Annotated in this window: 12 protein-coding genes and 3 tRNA genes; 4 read left to right on the top strand and 11 right to left on the bottom strand. The window is 71.0% G+C overall.

The features are described from left to right. Window position 1: 1 nt before the first annotated feature. The 9 genes from ACH35V_RS13330 to ACH35V_RS13370 form a co-directional block, all read right to left on the bottom strand. Window positions 2–2788 (bottom strand): alpha-mannosidase, encoded by a 2787-nt coding sequence (locus ACH35V_RS13330; protein ID WP_395972346.1) that lies wholly within the window; start codon window positions 2786–2788, stop codon window positions 2–4. Next, window positions 2779–3984 carry a CehA/McbA family metallohydrolase gene (locus ACH35V_RS13335; RefSeq protein WP_395972347.1) on the bottom strand — a complete coding sequence of 402 codons (1206 nt, stop codon included), beginning with the start codon at window positions 3982–3984 and terminating at the stop codon, window positions 2779–2781. The genes ACH35V_RS13330 and ACH35V_RS13335 overlap by 10 nt, the downstream gene beginning before the upstream one ends. A 2-nt stretch (window positions 3985–3986) precedes the next feature. Further along, complete coding sequence (locus ACH35V_RS13340; protein ID WP_395972348.1) at window positions 3987–5141, bottom strand: ABC transporter ATP-binding protein; 1155 nt, start codon at window positions 5139–5141, stop codon at window positions 3987–3989. Then, window positions 5141–5968 carry a carbohydrate ABC transporter permease gene (locus tag ACH35V_RS13345; RefSeq protein WP_395972349.1) on the bottom strand — a complete coding sequence of 276 codons (828 nt, stop codon included), beginning with the start codon at window positions 5966–5968 and terminating at the stop codon, window positions 5141–5143. The genes ACH35V_RS13340 and ACH35V_RS13345 overlap by 1 nt, the downstream gene beginning before the upstream one ends. Further along, the gene (locus ACH35V_RS13350; protein WP_395972350.1) at window positions 5965–6903 is read right to left on the bottom strand and encodes a carbohydrate ABC transporter permease; all 939 of its coding nucleotides are present in this window, start codon (window positions 6901–6903) and stop codon (window positions 5965–5967) included. The genes ACH35V_RS13345 and ACH35V_RS13350 overlap by 4 nt, the downstream gene beginning before the upstream one ends. Continuing rightward, window positions 6875–8302 (bottom strand): extracellular solute-binding protein, encoded by a 1428-nt coding sequence (locus ACH35V_RS13355; protein ID WP_395972351.1) that lies wholly within the window; start codon window positions 8300–8302, stop codon window positions 6875–6877. The genes ACH35V_RS13350 and ACH35V_RS13355 overlap by 29 nt, the downstream gene beginning before the upstream one ends. Window positions 8303–8381: 79 nt before the next feature. Further along, a complete protein-coding gene (locus tag ACH35V_RS13360; RefSeq protein WP_395972352.1) occupies window positions 8382–9218 on the bottom strand; it encodes an aminotransferase class IV in 837 nt (278 codons plus the stop codon). After that, entirely contained in the window at window positions 9169–9966 is a 798-nt protein-coding gene (locus ACH35V_RS13365) for a chorismate-binding protein (protein WP_395972353.1), read from the bottom strand. Before ACH35V_RS13365 ends, ACH35V_RS13360 begins: the two co-directional genes overlap by 50 nt. Before the next feature lie 215 nt (window positions 9967–10181). Next, complete coding sequence (locus ACH35V_RS13370) at window positions 10182–10886, bottom strand: winged helix-turn-helix domain-containing protein (protein ID WP_395972354.1); 705 nt, start codon at window positions 10884–10886, stop codon at window positions 10182–10184. A 114-nt stretch (window positions 10887–11000) separates the two neighbouring features. Here ACH35V_RS13370 and ACH35V_RS13375 point away from each other — a divergent pair. From ACH35V_RS13375 to ACH35V_RS13390, 4 genes are all read left to right on the top strand, one after another. Further along, window positions 11001–11072: transfer RNA gene (locus ACH35V_RS13375), tRNA-Gly, on the top strand. 40 nt (window positions 11073–11112) lie between these two features. Next, window positions 11113–11183, top strand: a tRNA-Cys gene (locus ACH35V_RS13380). 5 nt (window positions 11184–11188) lie between these two features. Further along, window positions 11189–11263 (top strand) — tRNA-Val (locus ACH35V_RS13385). A gap of 248 nt (window positions 11264–11511) precedes the next feature. Next, window positions 11512–13227 carry a family 20 glycosylhydrolase gene (locus tag ACH35V_RS13390; protein ID WP_395972355.1) on the top strand — a complete coding sequence of 572 codons (1716 nt, stop codon included), beginning with the start codon at window positions 11512–11514 and terminating at the stop codon, window positions 13225–13227. Between the two features lie 23 nt (window positions 13228–13250). Here the strand turns inward: ACH35V_RS13390 and ACH35V_RS13395 are convergent, their stop codons facing one another. Then, on the bottom strand, window positions 13251–13787 hold the full coding sequence (locus ACH35V_RS13395) for a bacterioferritin (protein WP_395972356.1): 537 nt from the start codon (window positions 13785–13787) through the stop codon (window positions 13251–13253). A gap of 105 nt (window positions 13788–13892) precedes the next feature. Beyond that, window positions 13893–15932: a catalase gene (locus tag ACH35V_RS13400; protein WP_395972357.1), complete on the bottom strand. Its 2040-nt coding sequence runs from the start codon at window positions 15930–15932 to the stop codon at window positions 13893–13895. Between the last annotated feature and the right edge of the window lie 77 nt (window positions 15933–16009).

Raw genomic sequence — 16009 nt, forward strand, 5'->3', positions numbered from 1 at the left:
TCTAAGGTCTGAGCCGGACCGTCGCGATCTCCCAGGGGCGCAGTGCCAGCGTGGCCGTCCCGTCGTGGACGTCGATGGGCAGGCCAGGGCGTCCGCGCAGGTCGACGCGGGTGACCTCGGTGAACGGGCCGTGCAGGACGGCCGTTGTGGGCTCCTCGGACTGGGCGACCAGCCGAGTCTCGATCCAGCCGTCACGGGCCCGGAGCGAGGTCATGACGACGCCGTCGCCCTCGATCGCGACGCCCTCGCGGGACGGCGGGGGCGGCGCGGCGGCGGGGCCGTAGCCTGCGGCGGTGAGCAGGTCGTGCCGGTATGTCTCGGCCGCCTGGAGGACGTCGGGGCCGGGCCGTTCGGCGACGTAGGGCATGATCGCCAGGCCGACCGTCCGGAGGCCGCGGCACTGGGCCTGCGGGGTCGGGAGCTGCGGGCCCGCGGGCTGGTCGCGGTAGGCGTTGCGGTCACGCGACAGGTAGCCGATCGAGCGGAGCAGGGTGAGCGCCAGCTCCCGTCCGCCGCTGATCACCTCGTACTCGGTGACGTGCTCCAGCAGGACGGCGAGGCCACCCGCCGCCACGAATCCCGACGCCGGGAACGTCGGCACGGGACGCTCCCCGAAACCGCCCTCGGCCGTCAGCCCGCGCTCGGTGATCGTGAACTGGCCTTCGGCGAACGAGGAGGCCGCCTGGCGTGGCAGCGGCATGTGCAGGCGCACGCGGTGGTCTTCGCAGCGGTTGTCGAACGTGACGCGCAGCCGCAGGAACGGCTCACCGGCGCGGAGTTCGGCGCGGGTGGTGACGGTCACGTCCTCCTCGGCCTCTGATCGCGCGTCGCCGTCGAAGTCGCCCGACGCGGGCCAGCGGTACGTGCGGGTGATGTCGTAGGCGGCCAGCAGGGGCCCGCTCCAGACGGGCTCGATACGCACGGTCAAGGGGTCTTCGATGAGGCGGTCGGTGGCGGGTGGGGCGTGGTTGTAGGAGTCGCCGAGGTCGCCGCCGTCCATGATCCGTCCGACGCCTTCGATGATCTGGCCGGACGGGGTGCGCAGGCCGAGCGTGCCGTCTTCCTGAATTTCCGCGCGGAGAAGGCCGTTGTCGAGGACGTTCTCCGTCGCCGTGACCGGGCCGTCCGGTGCGGCCGATGCGGCGGCCGGGGTCACGGTCGTCAGGCCCAGTGCGGGGACGTCGACCAGCGCGGCGACCGTGCGGCGCGGGTCGGCCAGGATACGGACGCGCCACTCCCCCTCCGCACCGCGCAGCGCCTCCCGCACGTCGCCGATGTCGAAGGGCGCGTCGGCGCGGGACGTCACATGGAAGGTGAGCGTGCGGTCGTCTTGTGACACCGTCCAGTCACGGATTTCCTGCCCGAACAGCACCCGCCCGTAGACGCGTTCCAGCACGATCGGCAGGTCGGTGGCCGGATGGACGGCGTCGTCCAGCACGGTCGGCGCGGTGTCGAGGGTCTGCGCGGGCACGGGACGCCCGTCGCCGGTGACGAGACCCGGCTCCCCATCCGGCGCCGGGACGTCGACCGTGATCAGGCCGGTGCGGGGCACCGGGGTCGGGTTGAACACCAGGTGCGAGCCAAGCGGGACGGACGCCGCGCGTTCGGCGGTGACGAGGTCGCAGACGGCGCGTCCGAGCTGCTCCGCCTCCGCCATGTGCGCCGCGACCTGCTCGGCCGTCTCGTCGCTGCCGCAGCCGGTCACGGAGTCGTGGCAGCTCGTCTCGATGAGCCGCCGCCACGCGAGGTCGAGGAACGTCCGCGCGTCGCCCGCGTACCAGAGGGCGGTGAGCGGCTCGGCGTACCGTTCGACGAGCCGCTCGGCGCGTCCGAGCAACTGCTTGAGCCGGACGCGCGCCGAGATCACGCCCGGCAGGATGTTGGCGCGGGCGTGCGACCGCAGCTCGCCCCGGACGCGGAGCAGCCCGTCCACGGACGCCTCCTCCCCCGCGAAGTACCCGGCGAGGGTGTCGAGGCGCATGCCGGGGCCGGCGGCGGAGATCCGGTCGGCGAGGTCGGCGGCGGGCGCGGTGTGGTCGGCCCCGTACATGGCCAGCAGCGGACCGCCGCGCGGATACCAGCGGCCCATCGCCTCGGCGAAACCGGCGGCGCGGCCCGGGAGCAGCGACGCACCGTCCTCCAGCCCCCGCCCACCACCGTCCAACGGACGAGCTGCGCTCGACGGCCCGTGCCCGAACTCCTCGAACATCGACGCGGCGTTGCCGTAGCCGCCTTCGGGGAGGTACTGGGTGCGGATCGCCGTCCCGTCCGGCGCCTCCCAGGCGAACGCGTGCGCCCGGACGCGGTCGGGGACGCCGCGCCACACGCACGCGTGCTCGATCCCCGCCAGCTTCAGGATCTGCGGCGTCTGCGCGCAATGCCCGAACTGGTCGGGCAGGTAGCCGACCATCATCGCGGCGCCCAGCTCCTCCGCGCGCCGCATCCCCAGCTCCAGGTTCCGGACGATGTTCTCCCCCGAGCACAGGAACTCGTCGTGCAGGATCTGCCAGGGCCCGACCGCCAGCCGTCCCTCGGCGACCAGCGCGGCCACGCGTGCGCGCCGTTCGGGACGGATCTCCAGGTAGTCGTCGACCGCCGCCATCTGCCCGTCCAGCGTGAAACGCCAGCGCGGGTCGGCGTCCATGTGGTCGAGGACGCCGTCGAGCAGCGACACGAGCCGGAGCCGGAAACGCTGGAACGGCAGGTACCACTCGCGGTCCCAGTGGGTGTGGGGGACGACGACGATCTCCGGGGCCTCAGCCCGGTCCGGGGCGGTCTCTACCCGCACAGTGCGATCACCTCGTTCTCGTGGGTTTCCAGGCGGTGCATTCCCGGGCCGTCCGCCGGCATCAGGACGCGGTCGCCTCGGACGGCGGCGCGCCGCCCGTCCGGCCGGACGAGGACGGTCCCGTCCGCGTCCAGCGCGATCAGCTCGCCGTCGACGCGCAGCAGGACGGGCGCGTCCGGCCCGGCGGAGATCGACGTCCGCCCGGCGGCCAGGCCCGCCAGGACGCCCGCCGCTCCGCCGTCCTCGGCGAGGACCCAGGTCACCGGCTCGCCGACGTTCTTGAACTGGTCCGGGTCGTGGAAGTCGCTGCCGCCGAGCGGGACGACGCCGTCCGGACGCCAGACGTCCGCCCAGGCCAGCGGCGCGCCCCAGCGCCGGTCCCACCAGGTCGGATGCCAGATCTCGGCGAACCGGGGCCGGGACGCCGCGGGCAGCGGGCGGCGCCAGGCGCAGTCGCCGCTCAGCGGATGGTTGATCGACATGAGCCCGCCGCGCGCGTCCGCGAACGCGGCCCAGTCGGCGCTCGGGCGCCGGAAGTCGACCCAGCCGGTGTCGCCGAACACGTTCGCGTGCCCGAGGTCGGTGGTGACCTCCTGGCCGGGCAGCAGCGTGATCCCGGCGTGCGCCCCGGCGGCGGGCAGGTGCGGATGGTGGCTGACGGTGTTGTGGTCGGTGACGGCGAGGAAGTCCAGCCCGCGGGACGCGGCGAGGCACGCCAGTTCGTGGACGGTGAGCGTCCCGTCGCTGTGGACGGTATGGGAGTGCAGGTCGCCGGCGAGCCAGCGCATGCCGTCCGATGCGGGCAGATCCCGGCGCGGCGGACGTTCCGGCCGTGGCGGCGGCGTCTCGTCCGGGCGCGGCGGAAGCGTCCCGGACGTGGTGACCTTGACCTCGTACGGGACGCCATCGGGCGGTATCCGGTGCAGGCCGAGCCAGACGTGCCAGGTGCCCGGTTCAAGTTCGCCTGGCAGGTACCCCGGCGTCGCCCATTCGGCGGCCACCGTGTACTGGCGGCGTGCGCCGCCGGACCAGCCCCGGAACCCGTCCGGCCCGTGGCAGCCCAGGTCGATGACGCCTCCCTCGAAGGACAGCTCGACCGTGACCGACGCCGTGCCGGGCGGGACGTCGAAGGGCAGTTCGCGGAGCCCGTCCTCCAGGCGGTCTTCCAGGCTCCAGCGCCCTCGATGCACCGTCACCGTCATCCTCCCTGTCCCCCGTCCTTGATCGTCGGAGCCATCGCGGCGTCCGGCCCCGCCGCCTCCGACTCCGCCGCGTCCGGCTCCGCCGCCGTCACGAGTTCGCCGTCCCGGTAGAGCAGGACGCGGCCGGGACGCGGCACCGCCCAGCCCTCGGTGCCCGGTTCGGGCTCGCGGCCCTCTGCCACGACGACGCGCACCGGTCCGTCCTCCCCGTCCAGGGTCACTAGCGAGGACCCGCCCAGGTGCTCGATGACGGACACCACTCCGCCGAACGCCCCGTCCACCATGGCCTCGCTGAAGTCAAGGTATTCCGGTCGTACCCCGCAGACGACGTCCGTTCCGTCCGGGATCTCCGTGCGCACGTCGTCCGGGACGGGCAGCCGCGCCCCGCCGACGGCGACGGACGCGTCCCGCACCGTCCCCGGCAGCAAATTCATCGGAGTGGAGCCGATGAAACCGGCGACGAACAGGTTCGCGGGGCGCCGGAACACCTCGACCGGCGTGCCGAGCTGCCGGATCCGCCCGGCCTCCATGACCGCGATCCGGTCGGCGAGCGCGAGCGCCTCCGCCTGGTCGTGGGTGACGAAAACGGTCGTGATCCCGAGGTGCAGCTGGAGCCGTTTGAGCTGCGTGCGGGCCTCCAGCCGGAGCCGCGCGTCCAGGTTCGACAGCGGCTCGTCCAGCAGGAAGATCCGCGGTTCGGCCACGAGCGCGCGGGCCAGCGCGACCCGCTGCTGCTGGCCGCCGGAGAGTTCGGCGGGACGGCGTCCGTCCAGGCCGAGCAGGCCGAGGAGGTCGGCGGCGTCCTTGGCGCGCCGATGCCGCTCCGCCCGGGCGACCCGCTTGACGCGCAGCGGGTAGGCGATGTTGTCCAGGACGTTCATGTGCGGGAACAGCGCGTAGTCCTGGAACACCATGCCGACCTCGCGGCGTCCGGGAGGGAACCTCGTCACGTCGGCGCCGGCGAGCCGGATCGTCCCGCCGGTCGCGGTCTCCAGCCCGGCGATCGTGCGCAGCAGCGTCGTCTTCCCGCAGCCGGACGGGCCGAGCAGCGCGAAGAACTCGCCCTCCGCCACGTCGAGGCCGAGCGTGTCCAGGGCCCGGACGCCGCCCGGGTACACCTTCGTCAGCCCCCGGATCGTGATGTCGGCCATCAGCGCTTGATCCCTCCGTGGAAGCGGAATCCGTAGCGGCGGCTCACGAACAGGTACATGAGCACGACCGGCAGCGAGTACAGCAGCGAGAACGTGGAGATCAGGGGCAGGTCGGGCTGGCCGCCCTCGGTGTAGAACGTGTACATGATCACCGAGGCGGGGGCCTTGTCGGGGTCGCGGAGCAGCAGGAACGGCATCAGGAAGTCGCCCCACACCTGCGCGACCGTCCACACGGTGACGGTGGCGAGGCCCGGCCGGATCACCGGGACGACCACGTGCCGCAGGATCTGCAGCGGCGACGCCCCGAACACCCGCGCGGCCTCCTCGTAGGACGTGGGCGTCGCGTCGGTGAAGTCCTTCAGCAGGAAGATCGCCGCCGGGAGCAGCCCGCCGGTCAGCACCAGGATCACGCCGAGCCGCGAGTCGATCAGGTGCAGGTTGAAGGCCAGCAGGAAGATCGGCACCATCGCGGCCGTCCCGGTGATGATGGACGACAGCAGGAGCAGGACGTAGAGCAGCGCGTCCCGTCCGGGCACGCGGACGCGGCTCAGCGCGTACGCCGCCAGCGCCGCCGCCGTGACGACGAGCGCGGCCGTCCCCGCGGCGAGCAGCACCGAGTTGCGCAGCGACGCGAGCGCGTACGGGTTGTCCATCAGGATCTGGAAGTTGTGCAGGGTGAACTCGGGCAGCGACGCGGAGATGCCGGGATCGGCGTCGAACGGCGCGAACGCGAGCCAGAGCAGCGGCAGCGAGAAGAACCCGAGGACGGCCGAGACGAACGTGGCCAGCCCGATCCTCCGCAACGCCTCCCGGACGGTCTCGTTCACGCCACCGCCGCCTTCCTGGAGCGGTCGCGCAGGGCGCGCAGGTACAGCAGCGCGATCACGAGGTTGATCAGGATCATGATCAGCGAGATGGCGGCGCCGAAGCCGAGCCGTCCGTCGCCGAGCGCCGTCCGGTACACGTACGCCGACATGATCTCCGAGCGCCCGTCCGGGCCTCCGGCCGTGATCAGGAACGGGGTGAAGTCGTTGAACGTCCACAGGCTGACCAGCAGCAGGCTCGTCAGGACGTGCCCGCGGATGCGCGGCAGCACCGCGTCCCGCAGCGTCTGCCACGTGGACGCGCCCGCCAGCCGCGCCGTCTCCAGATGGGACGGCGGGACGTTCCCGATCGCCGCGCCGTACAGCATCATCGAGAACGCGGTGCCGCGCCAGATGTTGAACACGACGATGCAGGCCATCGGATGGTCGAGCAGCCAGGCCGTGCCCGGCGTGCCGAGGAGCGCGTTGAGGGTGCCGCCGTCGCGGTCGAGCAGCGCGATCCAGAGGAACGCGATGACCGACCCCGGCAGGATCCACGCGAGCAGCACCAGGCCCTCCACCAGGCGGCGCAGCGGCCCCCACCGGTCGCGCATCACCCACGCGATCGCGAACCCCAGGACGGTCTGCCCCAGCACCGCGGACCCGACGACGAACTGCAGCGTCAGCCACAGCGACCGATGGAAGTCGCCGTCGCCGAGGACGTCGCCGTAGTTGTCCGCGCCGACGAACTTCGGATCGCTCGCCGCGATGCCGGTGAGCCGGTAGTCGGTCGTGCCGAGGTACAGCGTCCAGAGGGCCGGAAACACGAGGAACACAGCGACGAGGACCAGCGCGGGAGCGACGAACGCCGCGGCCCGGCCGCGTCCCAGCCCCGCCGCGTCGTCCCTGGCGTGCCGTGCGGGTTCGAGGTCAGCGCGGGGTGACGTTGGCGGCGCCACCGACGATCCCTTCCAGTTTCCTCGTGTATTCGGCGGCGGCCTGGTCGGGGCTCTTTCCCGCCACGACGCTCGCGGTGGCCTCCTGCAACGCCGTCGAGACCTCCGGATAGACCGCGAGGCCAGGACGGTACGACGTGACGGGCAGGACCTTCTCCGACACGAACGTCAGGAACGGGTCGCCCGCGAGGATCTCCTTGTTCACGTCCGTGCGGGACGTGAGCTCGGGCGTCCCGGCCGTCCGCGCCTTGGTCATCTCCGCGGAGTTCATGAACGCGAGCAGCTCGAACGCCTGCTGCGGATACTTCGTGTTCGGGTTCATGACGGTGACCGCGCCGCCCGACATGCTCACGAACGACTGCCCGCGGACGCCCTTGCCCGGGGCGACCGCAGGGATCAGCGCGTAGCCGACGTCCTGGTCGCGGGTCCTCATCTTCGCGACGCCGGTCTTCGGGTTGACGACGTCCCGCCAGAAGTAGTCGCCCTCCGCCAGGATGCCGATCTTGCCCGCGGCGAACTCCTCGAACGACTTGTCGCGTCCCTTCGCCTCCTGCTGGAGCTTCGGGTCGCCGAGGCCCTCGGGCCCGTAGATCTGCGCGTACAGGCCGAGGACCTGCTTGACGGCCTGCCCGCCGCCCGTCCACTTGCCATCGGCGTAGATCTCGGCGCCGGCGCCGGCCAGCATCGGCAGGACGCCCTGCATGCTGGTCGCCTCGCCCATCGCGGTGCCCGCGTTGAGCTGGATCGGGGTCACGCCGGGGAGCTTCTTCAGGGCGCGGCCGGCCGTGATGACGTCCTGCCAGCTCTGCGGCTGCCAGCCGCCCGGGAGCCCGGCCTGCGCGAACAGCTTCTTGTTGTAGAACAGGAGGCGCCCGTCCGTCGCGGGCGGGATTCCGTAGCGCTTCTCCTCGAACATGGCCAGCTTCTGGACCGTTCCAGGGATGGTGGGCCAGCCGTCCCACGCGTCCGCGGGCGCCCCCACGACCTCCGGCAGCGGCCTGAGATACCCGGCCTGCGCGAACTCGCCGACCCAGATGCCGTCGACGTCCATGACGTCGGCGCCCGACCGGGACTTCAGGTCGAGCGCCAGCTTCGTCTTGTACGACTCGTCGTCCACGCCCTGGCCGCGGAACGTCACCTTCGCGGTGACGCCCTTCGCCTTCTGCGCCGCGACGAACCGCGGGATCACCGTCCTGGTGATCCACTCCGCCTCTTCGGTGTTCTTGCCGCCCTCGATGGCGTTGCGGGTGATCGTCAGGGAGTAGCTCTTGGCGTCCTTGCCCCGGTTCGGATCGGTCGAGGACCCGCCGTCACCGCACCCGGCGAGCGCCGCGCCCGCCATCACGAGCGCGGCCGCCGCGCCGATCCGCCTCTTGGAGAAGTCCCTGCCGGAATGGCCCATGCGTGACCTCCTACAAGCGTCACCACATACGGTGAACGAATAGGTCGATCACGTAAAGGCGTCCGGGGCCGCGTCTTGGTTAAGGGTCCATGAGCTCGGCGGAACGGGCGGCGAACGCGGCCATGGCCTTCGCGGTGATCGGGCCAGGCGCGGCGGGCAGGACCGTCCCGTCCACGGCGCGGATCGGCTGGACGTCCCGGGTCGTGGACGTCAGGAACGCCTCGTCCGCGCGGTACAGGTCGTCCAGCGCGACGTCCTCCTCCTCGCCGCCGCACCACTCCAGCGTCAGCGCGCGCGTCACCCCCGCCAGGCAGCCGGACGCGAGCGGCGGCGTGACGAGCCGCCCGCCGAGGACGACGAAGACGTTCGTGCCCGTCCCCTCGCACAGGTTCCCCGCCGTGTTGCCGAAGATCGCCTCGCCGCCGCCGCGCTCCCTGGCGTAGGCGAGGGCCAGCGCGTTCTCCGCGTAGGACGTGGTCTTGAGCCCGGACAGCGCGCCGCGCTCGTTGCGCGTCCACGGCACGACCGTCACGTCCGCCGTCGCCGGGAACGGGGTCTGCGGCGCCGCGATGATCGACACCGTCGGCCCCGCGTCGCCGCGCGCCGACCCGAGCGGCCCCGGGCCGCTGGTGTAGGTGATGCGGACGCGGCCCAGCGGCCACTTCGGCGCCGCCGCCAGCACTTCGAGGGTCCCCTGGGCGAGGGCGTCGTGGTCGGGCTCGGGCAGGCCGAGGCCGGCCGCGGACCGGGCCAGCCGCCGCAGATGCCGGGTCAGCGCGAACGGCTCCCCGTCCGTCGCCTTCACCGTCTCGAAGACCCCGTCGCCCACCAGCATGCCGTGGTCGAAGACCGACACCGTCGCGCGCTCAAGGTCGACGAGTTCCCCGTTCAGCCAGATCGGACCCTGCGCCGTCACCGGAAGCCACCTCCAAAAGCCGAGCCGCCTTCAGCTCGGTCTCGCGCCATTCGCGAAGCGGATCGGACCCCCACGTGATGCCCGCGCCGGTGCCGAACCGGAGCAGGCCGCCCTCCGCCCAGAAACTCCGGATCCCGACCGCGAGGGCGCCGCGCCTGGAGTCCGCGTCCACCCAGCCGATGGCCCCACAGTACGGGCCGCGCGGCACCGGTTCGAGCACCTCCAGCAGGTCGAGCGCGCTCGCCTTCGGCGCGCCCGTGACCGAACCCGGAGGAAACGTCGCGGCGATCAGCTCCGGCCACCCTCCCCCGGCCATCCGCGCCCGGACGGTCGACACCAGATGGACGAGCCCCGGATGCTCCTCCACCTCGCACAGCCCCGGCACCTCCACCGAGCCGACCTCCGCGACCCGGCCCAGATCGTTCCGGACGAGGTCGACGATCATCACGTTCTCGGCGTCGTCCTTGGCGGTCAGCCCGTCCACGGTCTTCGCCGTCCCCTTGATCGGACGGGACTCGACGACGTCCCCGTCCCGGGACAGGTACAGCTCGGGCGAAGCGGACGCGACCTCCAGGCCGGGCACCTTCACCGTCATCGCGTAGGGCGCCGGATTCCCGCTGGCGAGCCTCGCTCCCAGCCCGGCGATGCTCGACTCGCCAGGCAGCTCCGCCGAAAGCACCCGGCACAGGTTGGCCTGGTAGACGACACCATCAGCGATAGCGTCCCGAATCCTCTGGACGCCCGCCATATAGGCACCCCGATCAAGCGAACTGCTCCACTCCCCCGGCCGCGCCCACACACCCCCCGGATGCTCAGCCGCCTCCACACTCTCGAACCGGGCACACGTGGCCTCCCCCTCATAGGTGACGACCACGGCCCACCAGCCCTGCGAATCCAGCGCCCCCAGGTCACTCGTCACATCGACAAGCCCCGTCGCCAGCAGACCCCCCGCATAAGCGAAATTCACGGCAGCACACACCCGAACGAATCGGCCAGCCCCGCCAGGCCCTTCTCCGTCACGACCAGGGCCCGGCGCGTCGTCCCCCGCTCGAACCAGCCCAGCTCGATCATCCGCGCCGTCAAAGCCGCTCCCAGCGCCCCGTTCAGATGGGGGCGGCGCTCCGTCCAGTCCAGGCACTGCCACGCGAACCTGCGCCGCGCCTTCCGCAACGCCGCCAGGTCCAGGCCCAACGCCCCGAACCGCTCCGCGCCCTTCTCCGTCACCTCGAACGACTCATCGTCCACGGCCTCGATGAGCCCGCCGCCCACCAGCGCGGCGAACAGCGCGACGCCCGCCGCCCCGGCCAGATGGTCGTAGCACGTCCGCGCCTCGTGCAGCCGCCGCGCGTCCCGCGACTGCCGCAGGCTCCGCACCTCGACCGGCGGGCTGATCCGCGACAGCGCCTCGATCACCTCCGCGACCTCGCCGCCCCGCAGCCGGTAGTACCTGTGCCGCCCCTGCTTGACCACCGTCACGAACCCGCCGTCCAGCAGCCGCGCCAGATGCGCGCTCGCCGTCGGCGCGCCGACGCCCGCCGCCCGCGCCAGCTCCCCCGCCGCGAGCGGCCGCCCCTCCAGCAGCGCGGTCAGCATCGCCGCCCGCGCCCGGTCCGCCAGCAGCGCCGCGACCGGCGCGAAGTCCGCACTCAGGACATGCTCCGAGCCCATGCCCCGACTCTAGGCGACCCGCCTTTCGCCGCACGTCGAAGCGTCCGCCCGCGAAACCGGTTTGGGGAACCGCCGAGGACGCGCTAAGGTTTTCCCCGTCGCCGCGAGGCGCAAGCGGAAGTGGCTCAGGGGTAGAGCATCACCTTGCCAAGGTGAGGGTCGCGGGTTCAAATCCCGTCTTCCGCTCTGAGGGGCCTTTCAGGCTATGACCAGAAGGTCTCCTTCTGGTGGAGTGGCCGAGAGGCGAGGCAACGGCCTGCAAAGCCGTCTACACGGGTTCAAATCCCGTCTCCACCTCGCAAGGGCGATTAGCTCAGTGGGAGAGCGCTACCTTGACACGGTAGAGGCCACTGGTTCAATCCCAGTATCGCCCACCACACACCTCCAGGTCACAGCACCTGCCACCGTTCCACGGCGACCGTGGGACGCGTCTCAGCACCGATCGGTGCGCGGCTTCGGCGGACTCGGTGGGTTTCAGGGCACCCCTTGACAGCGGGGCGGGAAGCGTTCTAACTGGCAACAAACCTTTCAATTCCCCGCCGCTGAAGGGTCCGCTCCGATGAACTCCGTCCGGCTTCCGCGCGCGCGATCGCGCTCCAAGCAGCTCTTGGTCATCCTCTCTTTGGTGGTGCTGCCAGTGGCCAGTGCGGGGCCGGCGGTGCGTGCGGGCGTGCAGCAGGCGCCCGCCGCCCGGGTCGCGAGCATGCAGGACGTCGTTCCGGTGCCGGTCAAGACCGAGCCGGCCACGGGCGCCGACCACGCGATCACGAGCGAAACGGCGATCTATGTCCAGGCCGGTTCGGCCGGGGTGGGCGACTATCTCGCCGCCCTCCTGCGGCGATCGACCGGCTACCCGCTGCCGGTCAAGACCGCGCCCTCCGCGCCCACCGACGGCATATCGCTGCTGCTCACCGGTGCCGACCCGACCGTGGGCAACCAGGGCTATCAGCTGGACGTCACGACGTCCGCGGTGGTGATCCGGGCGAATCAGCCCGCCGGACTGTTCGCGGGCGTGCAGACGCTGCGGCAGCTTCTCCCGGCCGCGGTCGAGAGCACCAGCACGCAACCGGGTCCGTGGGTGGTCCCGGGCGGCCGCATCGTCGACCATCCGCGGTACGCCTATCGCGGCGCCCACCTCGATGTCGCCCGGCATTTCTTCACCGTCGACGAGGTCAAGCGGTACGTGGACGAGATCTCCCTGTACAAGATCAACCATCTGCATCTGCATCTGACCGACGACCAGGGCTGGCGGATACAGATCAACAGCTGGCCTCGGCTGGCGACGTACGGCGGCGAGCTCGAAGTCGGCGGCACCCCGGGCGGGTACTACACCCAGGACCAGTACCGGGACATCGTCGCCTACGCGCAGAGCCGCCACATCACCGTCGTCCCCGAGATCGACATGCCCGGCCACACCAACGCGGCGCTGGCCTCGTACGCGGAGCTCAACTGCAACAACGTCGCGCCGCCGCGCCGCACCGACATCGAGGTCGGCTACAGCTCGCTGTGCATCGGCAAGGACGTGACCTACCGGTTCGTCGCCGACGTCATCCGCGAGGTCGCGGCGCTCACCCCCGGCCCCTACCTCCACATCGGCGGCGACGAGGCCAACTCCACGTCCCAGCAGGACTACGTCACGTTCCTCAACAAGGTGCTGCCGCTCGTCCAGCAGCAGGGAAAGACGGCGATGGGCTGGCACGACATCGTCGACGCGACCCCGCCCACCTCGGCCGTACCGCAGTATTGGCAGACGGGGACGTCGCACGCGGGGGTCCAGGCGGCGGCGCGTCGCGGCAACAAGATCCTCATGTCACCCGCCAACAAGGCCTACCTCGACATGAAATACAACTCCAGCACCCGTCTCGGGCTGAGCTGGGCGGGCTTCATCGAGGTGCAGACCGCCTACGAGTGGAATCCAGGCGCGTACCTGACCGGCGTGAGCGAATCTCAGGTGTTCGGCGTCGAGGCGCCGCTGTGGTCGGAGACTCTGCAGAACATCGACGACATCGAGTTCATGGCGTTCCCCCGGCTGGCGGCCATCGCCGAGCTCGGCTGGTCGCCGCAGTCCACCCACAACTGGAGCGCCTTCCGGCAGCGGCTGGCGGCGCAGGGACCGCGGTGGCAGGTCATGGGCATCGACTTCTATCGATCGAGCCAGGTGCCGTGGGACACCGGCGACCCGGGGGCGTGCTCCGCGCTCGCGTGGGACGCCTCGGCGGCATACGCCGGCGGTCAGCAGGTGTCGTACAACGACCACACCTGGACCGCCAGATGGTGGACGCGGGGTGACGTGCCCGGCGACAACGCCCAGGACGTCTGGACCGACGACGGGCCGTGCTGACGCCCGGAGCCCAGGTGGACGGGTCAGATGCCCAGCAGGTCGGTCAGGTCGTCGGCGTGGTCCTCTTCTTCGGCCAGGATGCTCTCCATGATGCGGCGGCTGGTCGGGTCGGCGTAGCCGAGCCAGCGGATGATGTCCTGGTAGGACTGGATGACGATGCGCTCGGCGAACAGGTTCTCCTTGAGCATCGCGGTGAGGTCGGTGTCGGCGTACGTCGTGTACGGCGTGTGCGAACGCCGTGTGAGGGTCTCGGGATCGAAGTCCGGGTCGCCGCCGAGCTGGCTGATCCGCTCGGCGATCCGCATCGCGTGGTGGCGCTCCTCCTTCCCGTGCTCGTGGAAACCCTCGGCGACCTGGGCGCTGTCGATGCCGGAGCAGGCGATGGCGTTCTGGGTGTAGCGCATCCAGCACACGAGCTCGGTGGCGAGGACGTCGTTGAGAACCTCGATGACCTTGCCGACGTCCCGCCCGTAGGTACTCGTCACGGGTCCGGCGTCCATCTTGGAACGGGCGCGCTCGCGGATCGCCTCCACATCGATGCTGAAGCTGCTTTCGGACATGTTCTCTCCTTCTGATCACGGACACCCCACCTGCCTGCTACCCAGCGTGATCTGATTACTCCTCTGCGTCATGGCGGGGTGGCGTGCCCGGACGGGCGGGTGCCGTTAGGCGGGGAAGGCGGCGAGGTCGCGGTCCCAGTGGCGGTGGGCGGCGACGGCGTCGGTGAACCGCTCGGCGAAGTCGTCGCCGGCGGCGGCGTCGACCACGCCTTGGCGTCCCGGCAGGTTCGCGGCCTCCAGCAGCGCTTCGGCGCCGGGCAGGACGCCGATGGCCTTGCCGTGCTTGAACGCCTCCCGGACGAAGTGGACCGCATACCCGTCGGGGACGAGGTCCTGCCCGCCGGCGGCCAGCACCGCGTCGTAGAGCACCGACGTGGCCGCGCTGAGCTGCTTGTCGACCTCGAACGTCGCCGCCGTGCCCTCGTGCGGGGCGACGACGTCGCAGATCGCGCCCCGGACGCGCAGGGCCTCCAGCACCGGCCGCACGGCGTCGGCGTCGCTCCGGTCGCCGACCAGCACCGCGATCTTGCGGGTGGCGACCGATCTGGGCTGGTCGTCCATGCTGAGCGCCGGGGACGAGCGGCCGTGGTTGGGGACGGTCGCCTCGGGCGGAGGGAAGCCGAGTCCCCGCGCGACCTGCCGCGCGAGGTCGCCGTCCACGTTGACCAGGCGCTCGACGACCTTCTCCTTGATGTAGCGGCGCTCCACGTGGCCGAGCTCGAACAGGAACGCGTTGACGATGTGGGTCTTCTCCCAGCCGGCCATGCTGTTCCAGAACAGCGTGGCCTGGCTGTAGTGGTCGTCGAAACTCGGGCTGCGGCGGCGGATCACCTCTCCCGACACCTGTTCCTGGTAGTGCCGGAACACCCCCTCCATGTTCCCGGTGTCGGCCGCGGTCGCCGGGCAGCCGCCGCTGATGGAGTTCTTGGAGTAGGCGGTGTCGCTGTCGTGGATCATGTGCTGGTGGAAGCCGTCGCGCTGGTCGTTGTGCACGGGCGCGATGGGCCGGTTGATGGGGATCTGCTGGTGGTTGGGGCCGCCGAGCCGCGTGATCTGCGTGTCGAGGTAGGAGAAGTTGCGGGCCTGCAGCAGCGGGTCGTTGGTGAAGTCGATGCCGGCCACGATGTTGGCGGTGCAGAACGCGACCTGCTCGGTCTCGGCGAAGAAGTTGCGCGGGTTCCGGTTGAGGACCATCCGGCCGATCGGACGCAGCGGCACCTCCTCCTCCGGAATGATCTTGGACGAGTCCAGCAGGTCGAAGTCGAACCTGTGCTCGTCCTGTTCGGCGACGAGCTGGACGCACAGCTCGTACTCGGGGAAGTCGCCGCGTTCGATGGCGTCCCACAGGTCGCGCCGGTTGAAGTCGGGGTCGTTGCCCTGGACGCGCAGCACCTCGTCCCACACCAGCGAGTAGGTGCCCAGCTTCGGCCGCCAGTGGAACTTCACGAACGTGCCCTTGCCCTGGGCGTTGACGAACCGGAAGGTGTGGACGCCGAATCCCTGCATCATCCGGTAGCTGCGCGGGATCGAGCGGTCCGACATCAGCCACATGATGAAGTGCATGGTCTCGGGCTGCAGTTGCACGAAGTCCCACAGGGTGTCGTGCGCGGACTGCGCCTGCGGGATCTGGTTGCGCGGCTCCGGCTTGACCGAGTGGACGAAGTCGAGGAACTTGACGCCGTCCTGGATCGGGAACACCGGGAAGTTGTTGCCGACCAGGTCGTAGTTGCCGTGCCGCGTGTAGAACTTGGTCGCGAACCCGCGGACGTCGCGCACCGTGTCGCTCGACCCGCGCTCCCCCGCGACCGTGGAGAACCGCACGAACGTCGGCGTCACCAGCGACGGGTCGGACAGGAAGTCGGCGCAGGTCAGCTCCGACAGCGACTCGTAGACCTGGAACTCGCCGTAGGCCCCCGACCCGCGGGCGTGCACCACCCGCTCGGGGATCCGCTCATGGTCGAACCGGGTGATCTTCTCGCGGAGGTGGAAGTCCTCCAGCAGGGTCGGGCCCCGGTCCCCCACCTTGAGCGAGTTGTCGGTGTCCTCGACCCCGATCCCCTGGTCGGTCGTGTAGCGGGTGCCGTCCTCCTGCACCCGGTAGTGATCGAGCTGCCGCTGCTTGTCATTGCCGCCGTCAGCGGGCACTGGAACCTCCCTGATACAGCCAGCCGGTCTGCGTGGGGGGCCGCCATCGCCATACCCCGAAACTCGTCTGACTACCG

The sequence above is a fragment of the Actinomadura sp. 1N219 genome (assembly GCF_044326405.1).
Lineage (GTDB): Bacteria > Actinomycetota > Actinomycetes > Streptosporangiales > Streptosporangiaceae > Spirillospora.

Bases quoted from the DNA above. Each gene is read 5' to 3' on its own strand.
- ACH35V_RS13370 (WP_395972354.1), bottom strand. From the start codon at position 10,886: ATGGGCTCGGAGCATGTCCTGAGTGCGGACTTCGCGCCGGTCGCGGCG.
- ACH35V_RS13340 (WP_395972348.1), bottom strand. From the start codon at position 5,141: ATGGCCGACATCACGATCCGGGGGCTGACGAAGGTGTACCCGGGCGGC.
- ACH35V_RS13355 (WP_395972351.1), bottom strand. From the start codon at position 8,302: ATGGGCCATTCCGGCAGGGACTTCTCCAAGAGGCGGATCGGCGCGGCG.
- ACH35V_RS13395 (WP_395972356.1), bottom strand. From the start codon at position 13,787: ATGTCCGAAAGCAGCTTCAGCATCGATGTGGAGGCGATCCGCGAGCGC.
- ACH35V_RS13365 (WP_395972353.1), bottom strand. From the start codon at position 9,966: ATGGCGGGCGTCCAGAGGATTCGGGACGCTATCGCTGATGGTGTCGTC.